Here is a 23414-nt window from a genome sequence, read left to right on the forward strand (position 1 = left end):
CGGAGCGACTCATGAAAAGCTTAAGCACCGCTGTACCGAGCATCCTGGGCGCCTTGCTGGCCATGCCCGCCCTGCTCACGCCGGCCGCCGCACAGGTGGGCGCCGAAGCAGCTGTCGTGGCGCAGCAGCCGAAGATGAAGGCCAAGGGCGGCGCCATGCCCGGCAAGAAAGCGGACGCGCCGCTGCCGGCAGCGCTGCCGGAAGGCCGCACCGAACTGGCGCCGGCCATGCAACTGGCCGAAGGCAAGTCCAGCATCGTGCGCCTGCAGCATCCGGCGGCACGGGTGGCGGTGGGCGATGCGCGCATCGCCGACGTGATCCTGCTCAATCCGCGCGAAGTATACATGCTGGGCCGCACCGTCGGCACCACCAACCTGATCGTCTGGCAAAAGACCGGCGACACCGTGATCGCCGACCTGACTGTCAGCGCCGACACGGCCACCCTGCAGGCCGGCATCGACACGCTGACCGGCCAGGCCGGCATGGTCAAGGTGACTGCGGCGGCCGACTCTCTCATGCTGAGCGGCACCGTGCCGGACGTGGTGGTGGCGGAACATGTGCTGCAGATGGCCAACGCCTACGTCACGCGCCAGCGCCCCAGCGGCGGTGGCCCGGGCACCGGCGCAGCCGCCCCGGCCGGGGCCAGCATGCAGCCGGTAGCCACTGGCGATGGCGGCGTCTCGCTCAAGATCATCAATATGATGAGCGTGGCGGCGCCGCAGCAGGTGATGCTGGAAGTGAAGGTGGCGGAAGTGTCCAAGACCCTGGTCGACCAGCTGGGCGCCAGCATCGGCGCCAGCCACGCCATCGGCAACTGGACTTATACCCTGCTGTCCAACCTGTTGAGCGGCAATCCATCGCTGGTCGATGCCTTCAACCGCCGCAACGGCAACTTCCTGACCATCGATGCGCAAAAACGCGACGGCCTGGTGAAGATGCTGGCCGAACCGAACCTGATGGCCATCAGCGGACAGGAAGCCAGCTTCCTGGCCGGCGGCAAGATCTTCATCCCGGTGGCGTCGACTCCCGACGGCGGCGGCTTCACCCGCATCACGCTGGAAGAGAAGGAATTCGGCGTGGCGGTGCGCTTCACCCCGACCGTGCTGGGCGACGGCCGCATCAACCTGAAAGTGGCGCCGGAAGTGTCGGAGCTGAACAAGGAAGGCGTGGGCATCTCGGCGGCCGGTGTCAACGGCACCGCCATCCTGCCATCGTTTACTACCCGCCGCGCCGCCACCACGGTGCAGTTGTTCGATGGCCAGAGCTTTGCCATCGGGGGCCTGATCAAGAACAACTCGACCACCAATATCAAGGCCGTGCCGGGCCTGGGCGAAATCCCCGTACTGGGCGCCCTGTTCCGTTCCAACGACTTCCAGACCGACCGCACCGAACTGGTGTTCGTGATCACGCCGCGCCTGGTCAAGCCCTTGCCGCCCGACTTTGCCGAGAACCTGCCGACCTCGAACGTGACCGATCCAAGCCGCGCCTCGCGCATCTTCAACGGCAGGATGGAAGGCCAGCCTCCGCAGCGCCAGGATAAATCCCCGAAACAGCCCGCCACGCAAGCCGGCGGCTTTGACCTGAACTAGGAGGCCATCATGAACCAGCATTTCCTGCGCGCTGCCGGCACTGCCCTGCTGCCACTTACCCTGGCCGCCTGCATGGCGCCTACGCCTTACGTCGACCGCAACCTTGGCAAGAGCGCCACTGATATGCGCAATGCGCAAATCATGAATCCCGGCGCCGACCGCAACATGGCGGCGCCCCTGGGGCTCGATGGAGCGGCCGCCAAGGCCGGCTACGACCAGTATGTGAAGTCGTTCAAGGTGCCCGAGAAAAATGCCAATACCTTCCTGATCGGCGTAGGCCGCTAGGAGACTGCCATGGTCCGCCACCCACCCAAGCATCACCAGCAGCGCGGCGCGGTCGCCGTGATGTCTGGCCTGCTGCTCATGCTCGTCCTGATTCCGGTCAGCGGCCTGGTGCTGGACCTGGGCCACCTGTACATCGTCAAGACCGAGCTGCAGAACCTGGCCGATGCTTCGGCCCTGGCGGCCGGCAAGGACCTGGACAACTCCGACGCGGGCCTGAGCAAGGCGGTCGTTTCCGGCAAGGCGCTGGCGCTGAAGAACCGCTATGACTTCGGCAGCACGCTCACGCTGCAGGATGCCAACTTCCGCTTTGCCGCAAGTCCTGACGGCCCCTGGTACACCCTGGCGGAAAGCCTGGGCAATGCCACCGGCCGCACCTTCGTCGAAGTCGACACCCGGGCCGGGGGTTCTGGCGGCACCGCGCAGACCATCAACACCTGGCTGATGCGCATTGCCGGCAACAACAGCACCTCCACCTACGGCTGGGCGGTGGCGGGCCGCTTCGTCAACACCGTGACGCCGATCGGCATCTGCGCCATCGACCCGACGCGCCGCACCGACAGCTACAACTATGGCAGTTTCACGGAAATCGTCGAATACGGCTTCCGCCGCGGCATGTCGTACAACGTGTTCGAACTGGGCTCGCTGGGCGGCGCCAGCTCCGATCCCTACCAGATCAACCCGGTGAACTCGCCGCCCAATGCCTGCAACCCGGCCAACTCCGCCACCAACACCGTGGCACCCTTCATGTGCGTCGGCAATAGCGCGGTACTGCCGACCGGGGTCGGCCAGGTGTACACCAACACCGGCGTGTCGGCCACGCTGGACAAGGCGCTCAACTCGCGCTTCAACGACTACTCCGGCGGCTCGCAATGCGATCCTGCCAGCGCGCCGCCCGACATCAACATCAGGGAATTCGACTGCGTGGGCGCCAATCCTTGCGCCGGCGCCGGCGCCGTCACTGCGCCCACCACTTGGCAGGATTCCAACACGCTGAACACGACGTTCCCGAACCAGCAGTCGGTCAACACCGTCAGCAGCGGCAGCCTGAAGACGCCGCAGTATGCGCTGCCTTTCGAAGCCACCGCCGTCGCCCCCGCCAAAGTCTGGCCCAGCACGGTCAGCGCCACCTCGCGCGTGACCGCCCAGGCCGACTATCCGCACCATGGCGTGATGTGGTCCTACACGCCGGCCCTCCAGGCCGACGGCAGCACCGCGATCACGCCAGCGCAAGCAAACGGCACGTCCGGCTCCAGCAAGATGTACGGCGCGCTGGGCGGCGCGACCGACTACATCGACGCCGCCAACTACCCGACCAGCGTCGGCGCCGGCTTCACTTCACAATACGCAGCACCGTACAACCAGGCCAGCGGCCCCACCTTCGAGGCTCCGACCGGCCGCGCCGGCGTGGAAAACCGCCGCATCCTGAACATCGTGCTGATCGACTGCCGCACGCCGCCGGTCGGCAGCGGTGCCTGCGGCGTGATGAACGCAGTCGGCATCGGCAAGTTCTTCATGCAGAAAAAAGCCAACTTCGGCGGCTCGCCATCGCAGCTGAACGTTGAATTCACGGGCCTGGTAGAACCGGTGCCCACCTCCGAAGTCAAATTGTACAAGTGAACACCATGCGCACCCGCCCATCCACCCAGCAATCCGGCTCCGCCCTGGTCGAATTCGCACTGGTAGTAACAATCCTGTTCCTGCTGCTGGCAGGGACCTACGAGTTCGGCCGCGCCTTCGCCTATTACGATGCGCTGAGCAAGGCCACGCGCGACGGCGCGCGCTACATGAGCGTGGCGAAGAAAGGCAATATCAGTTCGAGTTCGGTCGGCAGCGCCAAGGACATCGTGGTAGCTGCCGCCAACGCAGCCAAGGTACCCAGCTTCGCCCGCAGTAACGTGGTGGTCACCTGCCTCGACGCCAGCTACAACGACAGCAACTGCATCGACGGCACCGCCCCCGGCGGGGTGCGGGTCGAGATCAGCGGCTACGCGATCAATATCGGCCAGACCATCCCGCTGATCGGGAATTCGGTCCGCGTAATCAACCTGACCCCGCACACCACCATGCGGTACATGCAGTGAGGATGCCATGCGAACCCTAGCCAAGCGTCCCAGCCTGAAACGCCAGCGCGGCGTCGCGATCGTGGAATTTGCCATTATCGCGAGCCTGCTGCTGGCCTTTATCTACGCCATCTTCGAGTTCGGCCGCATGATGTACGTGTATAACACCATGCAGGAAATCAGCCGCCGCGCAGCCCGCGCAGCCACCGTGCGCTGGATCAGCAGCAGCGACATCGCCGCCATCAAGAGCACCGCCCTGTTCGGGGCCAGCGTGCTGCCCGGCGGGCCGGAGATCCGCGACAGCAATATCTTCATCCGCTACCTGCGCTCGAATGGGGTGGACGAAGTGTCCTCGCCGCCTATCGACGCCGGCGACAACCTGTCGGCCTGCAACGACGCCTTGCGCACGTCCGAATGCATCATGTACGTCGAAGTCTCGGTCAAGAACGTCGAGTACAAGCCGCTGATTTTCAAGGCAGGCGCGGTCACCGCCACGCGGCCGACCAACGCCATGCCGCAAGCCACCACTGTCGTCTACGCCGAAAGCCTCGGCTTCACCAACTGAGCGATGCCATGAAGATCACCGCCATTTCCAGCAACGACAAGCAATTGTTCGAAATCGCGCGCATCCTGCGCGAACGCAGCCAGACCGACCAGGTCGACGTCCTGCCTGGGCTGCTTGACAAGCTGCCGCGCTTCGACGGCATGGCGCCCGACCTGCTGCTGGTCGCCCAGCCGGTATTGAACGGCGACGATTTCGAGCGCCTGGAAACGCTCAGCGTGCAACATCCCGACATGGCCATCATCGTGGCGTGCACCCAGCAGACGCCCGACTTCCTGATGCAGGCCATGCGCGCCGGCGTGCGCGAAGTGCTGCCGATGCCGATCGACGGCGCGGCGTTGCAATCGGCAGTACGCCGCCTCGACGAAAAGCGCAATTTCGGCGCGCGCTCGCTGGGCAAGGTGCTGGCCTTCATTTCCTGCAAGGGCGGCAGCGGCGCCACCTTCCTGGCTGCCAACCTCGGCTACGCGCTGGCTGCGGCCGAGGGCAAGAAGGTAGCCTTGTTCGATTTGAACCTGCAGTTCGGCGACGCCTCGCTGTTCGTGTCCGACCAGCGGCCCGCCGCCAGCGTGGCCAGCGTGGCGCAGCAGATGCACCGCCTGGACGCTACCTTGCTGTTCTCCAGCATGGTGCAGGTAACCCCGAACTTCCATGTCCTGGCTGCTCCGGACGACCCGACCCAGGCCAACGAAGTGCATCCCGAACACATCGATGCACTGCTGCGCCTGGCGCGCCAGCATTATGATTTCGTGCTGCTCGACATCGGGCGCAGCCTGGACGCCATTTCCGTGCGCGCCCTCGACCAGGCCGACATGATCTTCCCCATCCTGCAAGCCACGCTGCCCTACATCCGCGATGGCAAGCGGCTGCTCCAGGTCTTCCGTTCGCTCGACTATCGGAAGGACAAAATCCACCTGATCGTCAATCGCCATTCGAACAGCGGCGACATCCGCCTGCGCGACTGCGAGCAAGCCTACGGCATGGAGATGTTCCGTACCATCCCGAACCACTATGAAGCTGCAGCAGCCTCGGTCAACCAGGGCGTGCCGATCCTGCAGCTGCAGCGTGCCAGCCCGATCTCCAAGGCCTTGCAAGACCTGGCGCGTACCCTGGCCGGCGACAGCAATACCGAGTCGCGCGGCTGGTTGTCCCGCATCCTCCAGCGCGCTTAGCCCCGCGCCCTCCCCAAAGCCTAGCTCATGGAGCCGATCATGCAGATCCCGACCCCGAACCTCCGCCACCGACTTGGCGCCGCCGCGCCGCTCAACGGCAACGTTGCCGCCCTGCGCAGTGCCGAAGCGATCGACAACCGCGCCTACCAGCAGCTCAAGCACCGCATCCACCAGACCCTGCTCGACCGGGTCGACCTGGAAAGCATGCAGCGCCTGACCCAGGACCAGATCCGCGACGAGCTGAAGATCCTGGTCGAGCGCCTGCTCGAAGAGAACATGGTGGTGATCAACGACAGCGAGCGGCGCAACCTGACGCGCGACATCCAGTACGAGGTGCTGGGCTTCGGACCGCTGGAACCGCTGCTGGCCGATCCCAACGTGTCCGACATCCTGGTGAACGGCGCGCGCCAGGTGTACGTGGAGCGCAAGGGCTGCCTGGAACTGACATCGGTGACCTTCAACGACGATGCGCACCTGATGAAAATCATCGACAAGATCGTGTCGCGCGTGGGCCGCCGCATCGACGAATCGAGCCCGATGGTCGACGCCCGCCTGCCGGACGGCTCGCGCGTCAACGCGATCATCCCGCCGCTGGCCATTGACGGCCCGGTGCTGTCGATCCGCCGCTTCTCGGCCGATCCGCTGGGCCTGGCGGAGCTGATCAGCTTCAACTCGATGACCGAGGCCATGGCCACCATCCTGCAGGCGCTGGGCAAGAGCAAGGTGAACATCCTGATCTCGGGCGGTACCGGCTCCGGCAAGACCACCATGCTGAATGCCATTTCCGGCTACATCAGCCACAGCGAGCGCATCGTCACAATCGAGGACGCGGCCGAGCTGCAGCTGCAGCAGCCCCATATCGTGCGGCTGGAAACACGCCCGCCCAATATCGAGAACAAGGGCGAAGTGACGCAGCGCGCCCTGGTGCGCAACGCACTGCGCATGCGCCCCGACCGCATTATCCTGGGCGAGGTGCGCGGCGCCGAGGCGCTGGACATGCTGCAGGCCATGAACACCGGCCACGAAGGCTCGATGGCAACCATCCACGCCAACACGCCGCGCGACGCGCTGACCCGCCTGGAGAACATGATCAGCATGGGCGCAGCCGGGCTGCCGGTGAAGGCCATGCGCCAGCAGATTTCTTCCGCCATCGGCGTGGTGGTGCAGGTGGCGCGCCTGACCGACGGCAAGCGCAAGCTGATGTCGATCCAGGAGATCACCGGCATGGAAGGCGAAATGATCACCATGCAGGAGATCTTCTGCTTCAAGCAGACCGGCGTCGGCACCGACGGTGCGGTACAGGGCTTTTTCAGCGCCACCGGCGTGCGGCCGCGCTTTGGCGAACGGCTGCGTACCTTCGGCGTCAGCCTGCCCGACGACATGTTCGACCCAACCGTGCAAAAGAGGATGTAAGCCATGGACTACCTCTATTACGCAACCGGCATCCTGGTCTTCCTGGCCGTGGTGTTGCTGATCGAAGGTCTGTACCTGACCTGGAATTCGGCCAAGGGGCCGGAGGCCGAGCGGGTGGCACGCCGCCTGCGCATGATGTCGGCCGGCAGCCACGCCGGCGCGGAAAGCGCGTCGATGATCAAGAAGCGTCTGCTCAGCGAGAGCCCGGCGTTCCAGCGCCTGCTGCTGCAAATGCCGCGCGTCAGCCAGCTTGACCGCCTGCTGGAGCAGTCGGGCATGACCTGGACGGTGTCGGACCTGCTTGTGCTGTCCTTGATCTGCCCCGTCCTGGTAGGCGGCCTGGCGCTGTTCCTGCGTCTGCCGCTGCTGGTGGTGCTGCCGCTGATGGCGCTCTCCGTGTTCGTGCCGCTGCTGCTGGTGCTGGGGGCCAAAAGCAAGCGCCTGGCCAAGGTGGACCAGCAGCTGCCCGACGCACTGGACCTGATCGGCCGCGCTCTGCGCGCCGGCCATGCGTTCCCGACCGCCATGAAAATGGTGGGCGACGAAATGAATGCCCCAATCGCCGACGAATTCAAGGCCACCTTCGACGAAGTCAATTTCGGCATCTCGATGAACGACGCGCTGATGAACCTGGCCACGCGCGTACCCAGCACCGACTTGCGCTACTTCGTGATCGCCGTGATGATCCAGCGCGAAACCGGCGGCAACCTGGCCGAACTGCTGGACAACATCAGCAAGATCGTGCGCGAGCGCATCAAGCTGCTGGGGCAGATCCGCGTGCTATCGGCCGAGGGCCGCATGTCGGCCTGGGTGTTAGGCCTGCTGCCTTTTGCTGCTGCACTGATGATCCAGATCACCAATCCCAGCTTCCTGGCCGTGCTGTACACCGATCCCGCCGGCCGCAAGATGGTCGCCGGTGCGCTGACCATGATGTTCGTGGGCGTGCTGGCAATGCGCAAGATTATCCGGATTCGCGTCTAGCGGGAGAATGACATGAGCATCCTTCAAATGGCTTTCCTGGCCCTGGTGTTCCTGCTGGTATTCGGCAGCGCCTACGTGGTCATGCTGCGCTTCAGCGGCAACCCGGTGCAGGGCCGGCTGCAGCAGGTGACCGAGCAACCCTCCAGCGTCCGCCGCCGCGAACGCATCAGCCCCAACCTGCTGTCGCGCATTGCGGCCTGGCTGGCGCCGGTCGCCAAGCTGTCCGGCGGCGAAAACGAGGAATGGGAGAAGTCGGCGCTGCGCACGCGTTTCATGAATGCGGGCCTGCGCCACGCCTCCATGGGCCCCCTGTACTTTGCCGCCAAGACTTCGCTGGCCATCATCCTGCCGCTGGCCGTGTACGCCGCGCTGGTGGTGTCGGGCTCGCGCCTGTCCGGCAATGGCCTGATGTTCTGGCTGCTGCTGGCCGCAGCCCTCGGCTACTACCTGCCGAACTTCATGCTGCGCTGGGCCATCAATCGTCGCCAACTCGAAGTTTTCGAATCGTTCCCGGATGCGCTGGACCTGATGACCGTGTGCGTCGAGGCCGGCCTGGCAATGGATGCGGCCCTGCTGCGCGTGGCCGATGAAATCGGCATCAAGAGCCCGATCCTGGCCGATGAACTGCACCTGGTGACCCTGGAACTGCGCGCTGGCCTGGCCAAGGAACGCGCCTTGCGCAACCTGGCCTTGCGTACCGGGGTAGAAGACGTCGATGCGCTGGTGGCCATGCTGATCCAGGCCGAACGTTTCGGCACCAGCATCGCCGACTCGCTGCGCGTGCAGTCCGAACAACTGCGCACGCGACGCCGCCAGCGCGCCGAAGAAGCTGCCGCAAAAATTTCCCTGAAACTGCTGTTCCCGTTGATCTTCTTCATCTTCCCATCGCTGCTGGTGGTGTTGATGGGGCCAGCTTTTATCTCCATTTACCGCGTCCTGCTGCCAACCATGGGCGGCGCCGACGCCGGCTAGAAAGGATTTGCCATGATCAAGCTCAAGCCAATCGCCTTGGCCGCAATGGGTTGCGGCCTTCTTACGGCGTGCAGTGCTCCTCCGGCTCCCCATTCGCTGGCCTTGCAACCCGTCGTGCGCGGCGATATGCCGGGCAACCAGGCGGCAAGCTGGAACCGACTGGCGCGCTTCCACCACGAACGCGGCCAACTGGCCCTGGCGCTGGGTGCGTACGCTCAGTCACTGGCCCTTGACGCCAGCCAGCTCGAGGCGCGCAATGCAGTGGCAGTGATCGAAGCGCAGCGCGGCGACCTGGAACTGGCGCGCAAGGCCCTGGTGGCGCTGGTCAAGGACTACCCCGGCGAAGCGCAGCCGCATACCAACCTCGGTTACGTGCAGTACCTGATGGGCGACCATGCCGGCGCCACGCAAACCCTGCGCCGCGCCATGGCGCTGGGCGCCGGGCCGAAGGCCTTCCAGAACCTGCAATTGGCCGAGGCGGCAATGGGCAAGGAGCCTGGCGCCGATGCGCCGCAGCTTGCCGCCGCACCTGTTGCACCGGCCGCGCCAGCCGAACCTGCTGCACTGCCTGCTGGCGCCTCGCCTGCTCCGGCGAAGGCGCCTGCCGTCACGGCCCCGCCTGAGCCGACCCGTATTGTGACCACCGTTGCTAGCGAAACGGCTCCTCCGGTGCCGGTTGCTGCGGCCACGGCCGAACCTGCCGCGCCGACGCCGGTCATGCGCACCATGCCAGCGCCCCTGAGCGCCGCGCCCCTGGCAGCGACCAGCCCAAGCCTGGTGCTCACACCACCCGAAACGCCCTCGGTATCACGCAGCGAACCGCAGCAACTGACCGCCCTGCCATCACAGGCTGCGCGCGACATTGCCGCCCACATGGAGCTGATCAAAGTCGCCGGCAACGTCTACGAGCTGAAAGCCCGCGTTGCCGCCGAGCCGGCAGCCGCGCCGGTCCAATCCGCGGCACCAATCATCGCCGCACCCACGCCACAGCCCGAAGCACCAGCCATCGCGCAGTCCGGCAAGGTGCGCATCGCGCGCCTGGAAGTCTCCAACGGCAACGGCGTCACCGGCATGGCGCGGCGCTTCCGTAGCCTGCTGGGCCAGATGGGCATTCCGGTTAACCGCCTGAGCAACGATCGACCATTCAAGCAAATGGCAACCACCATCCAGTACAGCCCCGGCTTCGAAAAACAGGCTGCCAGCCTGCAAAGAGCCCTGCAAGGCAAGGTACTGCTCACCAGCAAACAGCTGGCATCCAGCGATGTCAAGCTGGTGCTGGGCAAGGATGCCAGTGTCAGCCTGGCGGCCGCCAGCGAGGCTGCCGGCCTGTCGCTGGTCGCCATGCAGGAAGACAGCGATAACTGAGATCGCAAGCCATACACAAATCAAACGCTAAGAGGGGTCGCACATGTTGACGCAATCGAGGATGAACAGCTTGATGAACTTCCTGGCCGGCTGCCTGCTGGCAGGCTTGTTAGCGGCCTGCGGCGGCGGTGGCACCAACGACGGTTGCGTTAACACCGACCCGACGCGGTCCAGCGCGCTGCCAGGCTGCAGTACCAGTTCCAATCCTGGCTCGGGCAATACAACGTCCGCTTCCGTTACAGTGGCGATGACGGACAGCAGCGGCGCCGCCTTTACTGCCCTCACCCCGACCCAGGGCGCGAAGGCATCGGCAACGGTCAGGAACAGCCAAGGACAGACCGTCGCCAATGCCGTGGTCGCCTTCACCAGCACCGACACCAGCGCGGTCTTTTCACCTGCCACCGGCACCGCTTTGACCGATTCCAGCGGCGTCGCCTCAGTGCAAGTGGCGGCGGGCACCAAGGCCGGCGCATTCACGCTAAATGCCGCGACGACGATCGGCGCCACCAGCGTTAAGGGTTTGGCCAATTACACCGTGACTTTCCCCTCCCTGGCCTTCAGCGACATGACGATCAACCCGGCATCGCTGGCTGCCGGCGGCAACGCAAGCGTGACGATTACGGTCCTGAGCGGCAGTACGCCGTACACGCAACCTGTTTCCGTGAACTTTACTTCGACTTGCGTTGCTGCCGGCAAGGCCACGATCGGTACGCCGGTGCTCACGCAAAACGGGGTCGCCGTGGCAAGCTATACCGACAAGGGCTGCGGCACTTCCGACACGATCACCGCAACCGCGACAGTCCCTAACGCCACCCTGAGCAAGACGGGCAGCATTACCGTCTTGCCAGCCAGCGCTGGCTCGATCAAGTTTGTCGGCGTTGACAGCAGCAACATCGCCTTGAAGGGTACCGGTGGCGCCGGACGTCCGGAGTATGCCAACGTGAAGTTCCAAGTGTTCGACATGAACGGCAGCCCGCTCGCGGGCCGCCAGGTGAGCTTCCTGTTCGCCGACACCAACAGCACCACCGCGGTTGGCGGCCTGTCCCTCAGCCCGGCCAGCGCCACCACGGCCGCGGACGGCACGGTAAGCACCGTGGTGGCCAACGGCACGATCCCCACTTCGACCCGCGTCGTGGCCACGGTCGTCAACAGCAATCCATCCCTGACGACCGTTTCCAGCGTGCTAGTGGTGTCGAGCGGTGTGCCGGACCAGGCGCATTTCTCGCTGTCCACGGCAATCGGCAATTGCGAAGGCTGGAACTTCGACCAGTTGTGCAGCACGCTCAAGGTCACGGCCGGCGATCATTTCGGCAACCCGGTGCCCGACGGCACGGCAATCAACTTCTCCGCAGAAGGCGGCACCATCGGCGCTTCGTGTCTGACTGTGGGCGGCATTTGCACGGTGCCCTTCTATTCCGCCGATCCTCGTCCGGGCGGCGGACGTGTCACCGTCCTGGCTTATGCACTGGGCGAAGAAACGCTGGTCGATACCAACGGCAACAACGTCTATGACACCGGCGACACCTTTGTCGACAAGAGCCCGGACATTTTCCGCGACGATAACGAAAGCTTCGCATGGAACGCTGGCGAACCTTGCGTTGGACCAAACACCAACGGGAGCTGCTCGACGCCAGGCGACAATGCCTACAACGGGGTGCTGCGCATACCCCAGCAGCCCAGCGCTCAGACCCTGTACGTATCGTCCCAACTGGTGCAGATATTCTCCACTTCGAAGGCTAATATCCAGTTCGTGTCGGGAGCACCAACTTGCACGGCGGGGGCCATGGTCGATGTTCAAGTCAGCATCACTGACATGAATGGGCGTGTGATGCCTTACCAGACCGCCATCAGTTTCAGTGCGCAGATCGGCATCACGTCCGCGGCCGTCACGCCGAGCTCGAAGTCGGTGGCGAACTATCCTCTGAAAGTTGGCGAGCCGCTGGCTCCTACCGAGACGCTCTATGTCGTGACGATTTCCTGCCCTAACCCGACTGGACCGGGCAAATTTACCGTCAAGACTGTCAGCCCAAACGGTGTGGAAACCGAAGCTTCGATCGCAATCAACTAGTGCAATAGCTCCTAGCCCAGCTCGCGCTGCAGGAACCGCCAGATTTCCGGCGCCTGCAGTGCGGCGATGTTCAGCCGCATGAATTGCGACGGCAGCTGGCTCGGCGAGAACAAGCTGCCCGGCGCCAGCAGCAAGCCCTGTCCCATGGCCTTTTCGGTCAGCACATTGGTGTCGCGTCCCGCATCGACCCACACGAACATGCCCGCTGGCGGCGCACTGGCGATGCGCATTCCCGTTTTCTCGAGCTGGCGCACGATGCGTGCACGCAGGCCGTCCAGTCGCGTGCGGATGCGCTCCGTGTGCTTGCGGTAGCTGCCCTCCGATAGCACCTTGTGCACCACCCGCTCGCCGATGTCGCTGGTGGTCAGGGTTTGCAGCATCTTGCGGTCGGCCAGGCGCAGCGCCATTTCTTCCGACGTGGCGATGAAGCCGACGCGCAGGTTGGCGGCCATGGTCTTGGAAAAGCCACCAAGGTAAATCACGCGCTTCAGCTGGTCGAGCGCCGCCATGCGGGTGGCGGGTTGCACGCTGCTGCCCGGGTGCAGGTCGCAGTAGATATCATCTTCCACGATGGTGATGCCGTGTTCTTCCGCGATGCGCAGGATCTGGAAGGCCTTGGCCGCCGACATCGAAGTCGAGCTGGGGTTGTGCAGCACGGAGTTGATCACGTACAGCTTGGGCTTGTGGATCGCGGCCAGTTCGGCCAGTTGCGCGATATCCGGGCCGTCAGCCAGGCGCGGGATGCCGACCACGCGCGCACCCAGCGCAGCGAAGGAGCCGAACATCAGGAACCAGGCCGGGTCATCGACAAACACCGTGTCGCCGGGGCGGGTGAATTCGCGCGCCACCATGTCGATTGCCTGGGTTACTCCGGCGGTGGTGACAATCTGCTCCGGCGTGGCGCCGATTTCGAGTTCGGCCAACTTGTGCTGCAGGTGCTGGCGCAGCGGCAGGTAGCCCTGCGGCACGCCATAGTTCAGGAGGATGCTGCTGTGCTGGCGACTGATGGCGCGCAGGGCGTTGCCGATCGCCACGCCATCAAGCCAATCGGCCGGCAGTACGCCGGTGCCGGGCATGTGCTGGTGCGGCACGGTGCGGAACATATTGCGCACCAACCAGACCACGTCGAGGCCTTGCGTGCCTTCCGGCTGGGCCAGGCCCGGCTCGCGCGCCGAGGGTTGCGGCGTCTGCAGCGGTGCGCGGTCGCGAATATAGAAACCGGCGCCGCGCCGCGACTCGAGGTAGCCGCGCGCCACCAGCTTGTCATAGGCACCGACCACGGTAAAGGGCGACACGCCATGCGAGGTGGCGAACTGGCGGATCGACGGCATGCGGGCGCCGGCGCGCAGCACGCGATCGTCGATGCGGGCGGCCACGCTACGCACGATCTGGTCGCTGAGCGATTCGCCGCCTTCGCGGCTAAGCAGGATTGTATTGGTCATATCGCCATCACAGTGCGTGAAATTATCCGAATAAGTGTATTGGTACTGTACTGGTTACTTATTCTACGATACTCCCATCCCCTACCAATATCCAGTGATTAAAGGAGCCCGCGCCATGAACCTGCTGCCATCTCGTGCTGAACTCGACGCCGCTGCCACCATCGTCTATGGCGCCATGCCCGCCACGCCGCAGTTTTCCTGGCCGCTGCTGAACGAGGCGCTGGGCACCGAAGCCTGGGTCAAGCATGAAAACCATACGCCGACCGGCGCCTTCAAGGTGCGCGGCGGCCTGGTCTACCTGAATGGACTGCTGAAGCGCGAACCTGGCGTGGCGGGCATTGTGTCGGCAACGCGCGGCAACCATGGGCAGTCGCTGGCCTTTGCCGCGCGCCGCCATGGCGTGAAATCGACCATCGTGGTCCCGCACGGCAACAGCCTCGAAAAGAATGCTGCCATGCGCGGGCTGGGCGCGGAACTGATCGAGTACGGCGACGATTTCCAGGCCAGCCGGGAATATGCACTGTCGCTGGCACGCAAGCAGGGCTTGCATATGGTGCCGTCCTGCCATGCCGACCTGGTGGCGGGCGTGGCCAGCTACTGGATGGAGCTGTTCCATGCGCAGCCTGGCCTGGATACGGTATTCGTGCCGATCGGCCAGGGGTCCGGCTTTTGCGCAGCCATTGCGGCGCGCGAGGCGCTGGGACTGCGCACGCGCGTGATCGGCGTGGTGTCCAGCCATGCGCCGGCCTACCTGGAGTCGTTCCGCAGCGGCGAACTGCGCGAGGCGCCCACCACCACGGAACTGGCCGACGGCATGGCTTGCCGCACGCCGGATGCGGGCTCGCTGGAAATCGTGCGGCGTTATGCGGACGATGTGATTGCCGTCAGCGATGAGGAAGTGGCGCGCGCGATCCGCCTGTACTACCGAGCGACGCATAACCTGGCCGAAGGCGCCGGTGCGGCGGCGCTGGCGGCGGCCTTGCGCTTCAAGCACGATCCGCGCGTGACAGGGTGCAAGGTGGGACTGCCGCTGACCGGGGCCAACGTGGATGCGGAGAAGATCATGCGCGTGCTGTCAGAGGTGCTGCCATGACGCCGTATTCGCATGATGGGCCGTCCTGGGAGGTCGACTGCCAAACCGGTAACCCAGTGGCTGACGCGCAGGGTCAGACACTGGTGGCGCGACGGCTGCGGGCGGGTGTCAGACCCCATGGGCCTGACACCGGTTTGCCGGTTATTAGCGGCGAAAGCCAAGGCATGCTGCTCGGCTTCATCGGCGTTGCCATTTTCAGCCTGACGCTGCCCTTCACCCGCCTGGCAGTTGCCGGCCTCGATCCGGTTTTCGTGGCAATGGGCCGCGCCGTGGCAGCCGCTGTACTGGCACTGTGCTGGCTGCGCTGGAAGCGTGCCCCACTGCCGACACGCGCCCAATTGCCAACGCTGCTGGCAGTCGCCATCGGCTGCGTCATCGGCTTCCCTTTGCTGACCTCCATCGCCATGCGCACCCTGCCCGCTTCGCACGGTGCGGTACTGGTCGGCATCCTGCCGCTGGCAACCGCCCTGTTCGCGGCGCTGCGCGGCCACGAGCGCCCTTCGGCCGGCTTCTGGTGCATGGCGGCCGCCGGCAGCGCCCTGGTGGTCGGCTTCGCGCTGCGCCAATCGGGCGCTGGCCTGCACACGGCCGACCTGGCAGTCTTCGCCGCCGTAGGACTCGCCGCCATGGGCTACGCCGAAGGCGGCCGCCTGTCGCAAACCATGGGCGGCGAACAAGTCATCGGCTGGGCGCTCGTGCTGTCCCTGCCGCTGGCCGCGCCAGCCACTATCTGGCTGCTGTGGCGCGACTGGACCGGCATTGCTGCCGCGCCAGCCAGCGCCTGGCTGGGCTTCAGCTACGTTTCCGTGTTCTCCATGTTCATCGGCTTCTTTTTCTGGTACCGCGGGATGGCGCAAGGCGGCGTGGCAAGGGTTGACCAGGTGCAGCTGGCGCAGCCCGGCTTATCGTTGGTGGGCGCTGCCGTGATCCTGAACGAAACTTTGCATATTGAGCATATTCTGTTCACTTTTGCCGTAATTGCCGTCGTCGGCGCAGGAAAACGCATGAAAGTGGCCCGTTGACCGTGACGAATTCGGCAACGTGCAGAGTACAATAGCGACTTCACGGAACCTTTTTTCTTGGAAATCACATGTCTGTCTACGAAAAACTGAAGTCGCTCGATATCACGCTGGCTGCGCCAGCCACCCCGGCGGCCGCCTACGTCATGTACGTACAAACCGGCAACCTGGTGTTCATCTCCGGCCACATCGCCAAGAAAGACGGCGCGCCGTGGGTCGGCCAACTGGGCAAGAATATCGCGACCGAAGAAGGCAAGCAGGCAGCACGTTCCATCGCCATCGACCTGATCGGCACCTTGCAGGCCGCTTGCGGCGGCGACCTGACCCGCGTCAAGCGCATCGTCAAGGTCATGAGCCTGGTCAATTCCACCCCTGACTACACCGAACAGCACCTGGTGACCAACGGCTGCTCCGAGCTGCTGGGCGAAGTGTTCGGCGACGCCGGCAAGCATGCCCGCTCCGCCTTTGGCGTGGCGCAGATTCCGCTTGGCGCCTGCGTTGAAATCGAACTGATCGCCGAAATCGCTTAACCCCCGCTAGAGATTGAATATGAAAATCGAGAACCAGAACCCATTGCAATGGAACTTCTCCGAGCGTGCCAAAGGCATGCAGGCGTCCTTCATCCGTGAGATCCTGAAGGTCACCCAGCAGCCAGAAATCACCTCCTTCGCCGGCGGCCTGCCTTCGCCTGCCACCTTCCCGGTGGAGATCATGCGAGCGGCTTTCGACAAGGTACTGTCGACCAACGGTAAAGTCGCCCTGCAATACGGCCCCACCGACGGCTACATGCCGCTGCGCCAGTGGATCGCCGATTCGCTGTCGCAGAACGGCGCCAAGATCGCTCCGGAACAGGTGCTGATGGTGTCCGGTTCGCAGCAGGCGCTGGACCTGATCGGCAAGGTGCTGATCGACGAAGGCAGCAAGGTGCTGGTGGAAACCCCGTCCTACCTGGGCGCGCTGCAGGCATTCTCGGTGTACCGTCCTGAATTCCATTCCGTCGCCACCGACGAACATGGCCTGGTGCCATCGTCGCTGGACGCGATCGCTGAGGGCGCGCGCCTGCTGTACGCGCTGCCGAACTTCCAGAACCCGACCGGCCGCTCGCTGTCCGTGGCGCGCCGCCAGGAACTGGTGGAGACCTGCGCCCGCCTGAACCTGCCGCTGATCGAAGACGATCCATACGGCGCGCTGTCCTATACCGGCCAGCCAAGCCCGAAAATGATCGCCATGAATCCGGAAGGCGTGATCTACATGGGCTCGTTCTCCAAGGTGCTGACCCCTGGCATCCGCCTGGGCTACGTGGTGGCTCCGCTGCCGATGGTGCGCCGCCTGGAACTGGCCAAGCAAGCAGCCGACCTGCACACCGCGCAACTGACCCAGATGGTGGTGCACGAAGTGGTGAAGGACGGCTTCCTGGACAAGCACATCCCGACCATCCGCGAACTGTACGGCAACCAGTGCAAGGCCATGCTGGACGCCATGGACCAGCACTTCCCGAAAGAAGCCACCTGGACCAAGCCGGATGGCGGCATGTTCATCTGGGTCGAGCTGCCAAAGCACATCAACGCGATGGAACTGCTGGACGAAGCAATCAAGAACAAGATCGCTTTCGTGCCGGGCGCGCCGTTCTACGCCAACGAGCCAGCCACCAACACCCTGCGCCTGTCTTTCGTGACGGTGCCGCCAGAGCGCATCCACGCCGGCATCGAAGTGCTGGGCAAGCTGATCAAAGCGCGCATGTAAGCCCCTGCTGCGCAGGATGAAGTTCATACCGGGGTTCATCCTCGCAGCATGGTTTGCCGTCGCTGGCGCGCACGCGGCCGACGGCAAGCCTCCCGTCGTGCTGGTGCACGGCTTCTTCGGCTTCGACCACGCCACGCTGGGCGGCTCGTTCCGCTACTGGGGCGGTTTCAACGACATCGCGCAGCACATCAAGGCCGGCAGCGGCCGCGAAGTATTCACCGCCGGCGTCGGGCCGGTCAGTTCGAACTGGGACCGCGCCATCGAACTGTATTACCAGCTCAAGGGCGGGTGCGTCGACTATGGCGCAAGCCACGTGGCGCAGCATGCAAGCGCCGGCCATATCCAGAAGCCAGCCGGCAAATGCTGGGCGGCCGATCCGTCCAATAATCCCGAAAAGTATCCGCTCGCACTGTATCCGCAATGGGATGCCGCGCACCCGATCCACCTGGTCGGGCATAGCCAGGGCGGCCAGACCATCCGCACCCTGATCCAGCTGATGGATCAGGGCACTGTGGGCAACGGCGCCACGCGCGGCTGGGTAATCAGCGCCACCTCCATCGCAACGCCGCACAATGGCACTACCTTGCGCGATATCGTGGTCGACTGGCTGCCCGATGTTTCGACGCTGGCAGGCCTGGCAGTGCAGGCGACCGGCGCTGGCGGTTCCGGCGGCTCCGGCTTCAAGTACCGCCTGGAGCAGTTCAACATGAAGGCCAACGCGGCGGAATCGATCGACGACTTTTTCGAGCGCACGCGCGGCCACCCGTTCTGGAGCCTGAACAACCGCGACTCCGCGCAGTGGGACCTGTCGCCAGATGGTGCCGCCGAATTGAACAGCTGGGTCAAGACTTCGCCGGATGTCTACTATTTTTCCTTCAGCGCCCGCGCTACCGAATCGCTCAGCCTCCTTGGCAAGCAATTCCAGTACCCGCGCAGCGACATGATCTTCTTCCTGCAGGGCATGGCGGGCGAATGGGTGGTGCCATCGTTCGGCCATCCCGGCATGGGTTCCTTCAGGCAGACGGCCGCCGGACGCGTGCCGACCGACCAGCGCTGGTTCGCCAACGACGGCGTAGTCAATACCGTCAGCATGGCCGGCCCGGAGGGCAGCAACATTCAAGCGCTGGACGGACAACCCGCCAAAGGCGTATGGAACCACGTCGACACCATGCAAGGCATGGACCACTTCGACGTGATCGGTTGGGATGCCAGGCCCTCGGCTGCGCTCAAGATGTACGACAGGCTGATGGCCATCCTTTCCAGAATCGAGTAAGCGGGCCTGCTGGCTCGCTGTGCATTGCGATTGGCTCCGCAGGCACGGTTATGCCGCAACCGTGCGCAATCTCCCCATGGTGAAATGAATCACACAAAAAACCACGGGAGAGAACCGCATGAAAGTGCTACCGAGCCTCACCCTGGCTGCCTGCCTGGCCGCCTCCTCCGCCCATGCAGCCAATAGCAACCCGGTCGTGCTGGTGCATGGCTTCCTCGGCTTCGGGCCGGAGACCTTTGCCGCCACCGGCTTCAAGTACTGGGGCGGGTTCAACGACATCGCCGCGCATATCCGGGGCACGCAACGGCCCGTGTTCACTGCCGGCGTGGGTCCGGTCAGCTCGAACTGGGACCGCGCGGTCGAACTGTATTACCAGATCAAGGGCGGTTGCGCCGATTATGGCGCACGCCATGCCGCAGACAATGCCGCCGCTGGCCACATCCAGAAACCGGCCGGAAAATGCTGGGCCGCCGACCCGGCCAACAACCCGAACAATTACCCTGTCGCGCTGTATCCGCAATGGGATGCCCAGCACCCGCTGCATTTCGTGTCGCACAGCCAGGGCGGCCAGACCATCCGCACCCTGATCCAGTTGCTGGAAAACGGTGCGCCGGACGGCGCCGGCACGGAAGGCAGCGGCGCCCTGTACACGGGCGGCAAGGTGGGCTGGGTCAAGAGCGCAACGTCGATCTCCTCGCCGCACAACGGCACCACCCTGCGCGACGTGGTGGTTGAATTCGTGCCGAAGGTTTCCGAACTGGCGGGCAGCATCGTCGAAGTGGCGGGCCTGGGCGGCTCAGGCGGAAGCGGCTACAAGTTCCGGCTCGAACAATACGGTTTGGCTCAGGGACCGGCAGAATCGATCGGGGACTTCATCGACCGCACGCGCGGTGCTCCGTTCTGGCAGCTGTCCAACCATGATGCCGCGCAATGGGACCTGGCGCCCGACGGCGCAGCCCAATTGAATGGGTGGGTAAAGACTTCGCCCAACGTCTACTACTTCTCGATCGGCTCGCGGGCCACGGAGCAAGGCCACTGGTGCTGCAACAATACCGACCGCGTCATCGCGCCGTTCCAGAGCAGCGATTACCAGTACGCCCGCAGCGACATGATTTTCTTCCTGAAGAACACGGCCGGCGAATGGGTAGTGCCTTCGATCCTGCAGCATGGCATGGGTTCCTATCGCTCGCCCGAGTGGTACCCGAACGATGGCGTGGTGAATACCGTCTCGATGCGCGGACCTTCCGGCCAGCCGCAGCGCAATTTCGACGGCGCCCCGGTCAAGGGCAGCTGGAACTATATCGGCTACTACGACCAGTACGACCACTTCGACGTGATCGGATGGGATTCGCCGACGTGGGCGGTGTACCCGATCTACGACAACCTGCTCAGCATCATTGGCGGGCTGTGAACGTGCGCGCTACGATAGCCATCGCGTCGATCGCCCTGGCGGTTGTGCTGTGGCGGGCCGGCGCGCCGGCGCCCTCGCCAGGTTCCGCGCCTGCGACCGTGGCTGCGTCGCCAGCGGCCACCGCCACTGGCAGCGCCGCTTCCGCCCCGCTTGCCCAGCCCGCCCCAACTGCGCCGCGCAGCCCAGCCCCGACAGCCAGCACCACGGCTGCCGTTGCAAGCGTGGAAGCGGCCGTGCGTGAGGCGCGCCGGGCCGGCAAGGGCGAACAGGAAGTCCATCGCCTGCGCAGCGAGCGGCTGCCAGCCGAACAAGTGGAGGCTCTGGCCCGCATGGAAGCAGCCGAAGCAAACTGGCGCCAGCGCCTGGAAGCCCTGCAGGCAGCATGCGCAGCCAACATCGGCTGCGACGACGCGCGCGCCAGCTTCACGCGCGAAGAGCTGGCGCGGACAACCGCCTACACCGCGCCCACCCTGCGCCAGTAAAAACCAGGGCGCCCGCAAGCTCGGGCGCACCCGCTTATTTGCTGGTGATATTGACCATGCCCTTGAAGTCGTACGGAATCACCACAGTCTGGACCTTGCCTGCCGCAATGCCTTCGGCGATCTTCATCTGGGCCTGTGCCTGCATGTAAGAAATGGCGCCGGCATTGGCGTTAAGCGCGGCAATGCGCTCGGCTTCCTTCTTCGCGATCTGCACCTCGACCTCCTTGGTCTTCTCTTCGTTCTTGGCGCGCACCAGGTTGTCGGCGCTGGCCTTGACAGCATCGCTGGGAACCATGCCGCCCACGCGTACCTGCGAGATCGTGATGCCGTTCAGTTTTTCATCGTTCAGCGTCGCGATCATGGTGGCCTGGATCTCCTCCTCGATCTGCGAGCGGTTGTCGTTCATGTTCAGTGCTTCATACTTTCGCGCGACCTTGTACACTGCGTTGCGCGCGGTCTGGTAGATGTAGGCGTGCATCAGGTAGATGTCGCCGCTGGCATCCTGCGTGTGGAACGAGCGGCTCTTGTTCACCCACAGGTCCGACACTGCCGATGGCGTGATGTTGTAGATCACGGCCAGGTCGAAGTCCTTCATGGTCGAATTGTCTGCTGCCAGCGGCATCAGGTCGCGCACGTCGACGCTGACATCCTTGATCGGGAAGGTCAGGATGGAGCCGACGATAGTCTGGTTGAAGCTGCCCGCCACGCGCTCTTCGGCTTCCACGGTCTTGTCGAAATTGACCCGCAAGCCCACCTCGCCAGTGTCGATCACCTTGCAGCCGGACAGGGCGGCGACGGCAAGCAGGACAGGAACCAGCAGGAGCGTATGTTTTTTCATGGCGATCTCGATGAGTTAAAAGAAGCGCCATTCTATTGCTTTTCGGACAGATAAAAATCATGGAAAAAGCGCCAGAATTACCGTTGCCAAATAGCTAGCGGAAGTGTTCAGATATACACCAAATGTCACAACTTTCCTTAGCTCGCCGGAAACTTTCACCAACTATCAACAAGCCAACGTCTTTTTTAGGCAAAACCTCCCTTGAATTTCCACAATTCCAATTGGCAACACGGTATCATCAAGCCCATATCCTATTCCCCCTTAGTCAGCATGAATCAAGGCGGTACCAGCTTTTCGCCACGGCGCGACGCCGTGATTTTGATTGTTGATGATGCGCCGGACAACCTCTCGGTTCTGCGCAAGTTGATGGTCGAGCAGGGTTACCAAACTTACGTCGCCAACTCCGGCGAGCGCGGACTGGAAATCGCGCGCCGCGTCCATCCGCACCTGATCCTGCTCGATGTCATCATGCCCGGCATGGACGGCTTCGAAACCTGCCGCCACCTGAAGGCGCACCCGGCCACGGAAGACATCCCGGTGCTGTTCATGAGCGCGCGCAACGAACAGGAAGACGTGGTGACAGGCTTCGAACTGGGCGCGGTGGACTACATCGGCAAGCCGCTGCGCATGGCCGAAGTGTGCGCGCGGGTGCGCACGCAGCTGCAGATCCGATTCGCCACCGAAACGCAGCAGGAACAATCGGAACGCCTGCGCACGATCGTCAACAACATGGCGGAAGGCTTGCTGATCATCGAAGCCGATGGCCGCATCCAGTTCACCAACCCGGCCTGCGACCAGTACCTGGGGTATATGTCGCATGAACTGGCGGGCAAATCGATTTCGGATTTGCTGAATCCATTGGTAGCCGACGAATACCTCGAATATTTTGCTCGCTACGCCGCCAACCCGGAAGCGGCCCACAGCCACGGCACGCGCGAAGTGATCATCCGCCACCGCACCGGCAAATCGGTGTGCATGGACCTGACGCTGACGCCGATGTTCCTGCGCCAGCCCTTGTTCATCGGCCTGCTGCACGACATCACCCACCACAAGCTGTCGGAAGACGCGCTGCAGCGCGCGGCCATGATCGACCCGCTGACGAAAATCGCCAACCGGCGCCATTTCGATTCCTTCCTTGAAAAGGAATGGCAGCGCGCCATGCGCACCGGCGCCCCATTGTCGCTGGTGGTGCTGGATGTCGACCACTTCAAGCTGTACAACGACACGCTGGGCCATGCGCAAGGCGACGTCTGCCTGCAGCAGGTAGCGCAGGCGATCAGCGCGCACGCGTTGCGCGTGACCGACCTGGCAGCGCGCTACGGCGGCGAAGAATTCGTGCTGCTGTTTGCCGAAACCGATGCCGATGCCGCCTTCCAGATGGCCGAATCGATCCGCACCCACGTGGAATCGCTGCACATCCCGCACCCGCGATCGGTCACGTCACCGCACATTACCGTCAGCATTGGCGTAGCGACCTTGTGCCCCACGCCGACGGACAATATCGAATCGCTGTTCGTAGCCGCCGACCGCGCCATGTACGCAGCCAAGGAAGACGGCCGCAACCAGGTACGCGCCACCCGCCCGCCCACCACCGCCATCGAAGCCGCCCGCGCCGCCCTCGCCAAACGCTAATTTGAAAGTCGGGG

At 64.1% G+C, this 23414-nt stretch carries 21 protein-coding genes; 19 read left to right on the forward strand and 2 right to left on the reverse strand.

The features are described 5' to 3' along the window. Positions 1–11 precede the first annotated feature (11 nt). From ACN9MZ_RS20270 to ACN9MZ_RS20320, 11 genes are all read left to right on the forward strand, one after another. Positions 12–1589: a type II and III secretion system protein family protein gene (locus ACN9MZ_RS20270; protein WP_426338728.1), complete on the forward strand. Its 1578-nt coding sequence runs from the start codon at positions 12–14 to the stop codon at positions 1587–1589. Between the two features lie 9 nt (positions 1590–1598). Beyond that, positions 1599–1874, forward strand: a complete 276-nt coding sequence (locus ACN9MZ_RS20275; protein WP_426338729.1) for a hypothetical protein — start codon at positions 1599–1601, stop codon at positions 1872–1874. Positions 1875–1883: 9 nt separating this feature from the next. Beyond that, positions 1884–3491, forward strand: coding sequence for a pilus assembly protein TadG-related protein (locus ACN9MZ_RS20280; RefSeq protein WP_426338730.1), 1608 nt, complete (start codon positions 1884–1886; stop codon positions 3489–3491). Between the two features lie 5 nt (positions 3492–3496). After that, a complete protein-coding gene (locus ACN9MZ_RS20285) occupies positions 3497–3955 on the forward strand; it encodes a TadE/TadG family type IV pilus assembly protein (RefSeq protein ID WP_426338731.1) in 459 nt (152 codons plus the stop codon). A 7-nt stretch (positions 3956–3962) separates the two neighbouring features. Further along, positions 3963–4499, forward strand: a complete 537-nt coding sequence (locus ACN9MZ_RS20290) for a TadE/TadG family type IV pilus assembly protein (RefSeq protein WP_426338732.1) — start codon at positions 3963–3965, stop codon at positions 4497–4499. 8 nt (positions 4500–4507) lie between these two features. Continuing rightward, entirely contained in the window at positions 4508–5668 is a 1161-nt protein-coding gene (locus tag ACN9MZ_RS20295) for an AAA family ATPase (protein ID WP_426338733.1), read from the forward strand. A 39-nt stretch (positions 5669–5707) separates the two neighbouring features. Then, positions 5708–7081, forward strand: coding sequence for a CpaF family protein (locus ACN9MZ_RS20300; RefSeq protein ID WP_426338734.1), 1374 nt, complete (start codon positions 5708–5710; stop codon positions 7079–7081). Positions 7082–7084: 3 nt separating this feature from the next. Beyond that, on the forward strand, positions 7085–8062 hold the full coding sequence (locus ACN9MZ_RS20305) for a type II secretion system F family protein (protein WP_426338735.1): 978 nt from the start codon (positions 7085–7087) through the stop codon (positions 8060–8062). 12 nt (positions 8063–8074) lie between these two features. Then, positions 8075–9034, forward strand: a complete 960-nt coding sequence (locus ACN9MZ_RS20310; protein ID WP_426338736.1) for a type II secretion system F family protein — start codon at positions 8075–8077, stop codon at positions 9032–9034. A gap of 12 nt (positions 9035–9046) precedes the next feature. Further along, positions 9047–10399 (forward strand): LytR C-terminal domain-containing protein, encoded by a 1353-nt coding sequence (locus ACN9MZ_RS20315; protein WP_426338737.1) that lies wholly within the window; start codon positions 9047–9049, stop codon positions 10397–10399. 61 nt (positions 10400–10460) lie between these two features. Continuing rightward, entirely contained in the window at positions 10461–12467 is a 2007-nt protein-coding gene (locus ACN9MZ_RS20320) for a hypothetical protein (protein WP_426338738.1), read from the forward strand. Between the two features lie 11 nt (positions 12468–12478). On the opposite strand, the gene ACN9MZ_RS20325 is transcribed toward ACN9MZ_RS20320, so the two are convergent. Then, on the reverse strand, positions 12479–13909 hold the full coding sequence (locus tag ACN9MZ_RS20325; protein WP_426338739.1) for a PLP-dependent aminotransferase family protein: 1431 nt from the start codon (positions 13907–13909) through the stop codon (positions 12479–12481). 115 nt (positions 13910–14024) lie between these two features. Here ACN9MZ_RS20325 and ACN9MZ_RS20330 point away from each other — a divergent pair, with 115 nt between their 5' ends. The 7 genes from ACN9MZ_RS20330 (at position 14025) to ACN9MZ_RS20360 (ending at position 20930) form a co-directional block, all read left to right on the forward strand. Further along, positions 14025–15002 carry a threonine dehydratase gene (locus ACN9MZ_RS20330; protein ID WP_426338740.1) on the forward strand — a complete coding sequence of 326 codons (978 nt, stop codon included), beginning with the start codon at positions 14025–14027 and terminating at the stop codon, positions 15000–15002. A 164-nt stretch (positions 15003–15166) separates the two neighbouring features. Further along, the gene (locus ACN9MZ_RS20335; protein WP_426338741.1) at positions 15167–16024 is read left to right on the forward strand and encodes a DMT family transporter; all 858 of its coding nucleotides are present in this window, start codon (positions 15167–15169) and stop codon (positions 16022–16024) included. 68 nt (positions 16025–16092) lie between these two features. Further along, a complete protein-coding gene (locus ACN9MZ_RS20340) occupies positions 16093–16551 on the forward strand; it encodes a RidA family protein (RefSeq protein ID WP_426162604.1) in 459 nt (152 codons plus the stop codon). A 19-nt stretch (positions 16552–16570) separates the two neighbouring features. After that, positions 16571–17764: a PLP-dependent aminotransferase family protein gene (locus ACN9MZ_RS20345; protein ID WP_426338742.1), complete on the forward strand. Its 1194-nt coding sequence runs from the start codon at positions 16571–16573 to the stop codon at positions 17762–17764. Between the two features lie 16 nt (positions 17765–17780). After that, positions 17781–19037, forward strand: a complete 1257-nt coding sequence (locus ACN9MZ_RS20350) for an esterase/lipase family protein (RefSeq protein ID WP_426338743.1) — start codon at positions 17781–17783, stop codon at positions 19035–19037. 118 nt (positions 19038–19155) lie between these two features. After that, positions 19156–20448, forward strand: coding sequence for an esterase/lipase family protein (locus ACN9MZ_RS20355; RefSeq protein WP_426338744.1), 1293 nt, complete (start codon positions 19156–19158; stop codon positions 20446–20448). Positions 20449–20450: 2 nt separating this feature from the next. After that, positions 20451–20930 (forward strand): hypothetical protein, encoded by a 480-nt coding sequence (locus tag ACN9MZ_RS20360; protein WP_426338745.1) that lies wholly within the window; start codon positions 20451–20453, stop codon positions 20928–20930. Between the two features lie 34 nt (positions 20931–20964). Here ACN9MZ_RS20360 and ACN9MZ_RS20365 read toward each other — a convergent pair whose 3' ends face one another. Beyond that, positions 20965–21768, reverse strand: coding sequence for an SPFH domain-containing protein (locus ACN9MZ_RS20365; RefSeq protein ID WP_426338746.1), 804 nt, complete (start codon positions 21766–21768; stop codon positions 20965–20967). A gap of 270 nt (positions 21769–22038) precedes the next feature. Between ACN9MZ_RS20365 and ACN9MZ_RS20370 the strand changes: the two genes are divergently transcribed. Continuing rightward, a complete protein-coding gene (locus ACN9MZ_RS20370; protein WP_426338747.1) occupies positions 22039–23400 on the forward strand; it encodes a diguanylate cyclase domain-containing protein in 1362 nt (453 codons plus the stop codon). Positions 23401–23414 lie beyond the last annotated feature (14 nt).

It is taken from the genome of Pseudoduganella sp. S-14 (assembly GCF_049913285.1).
In the GTDB taxonomy this organism is placed as follows: Bacteria; Pseudomonadota; Gammaproteobacteria; order Burkholderiales; family Burkholderiaceae_D; genus Rugamonas.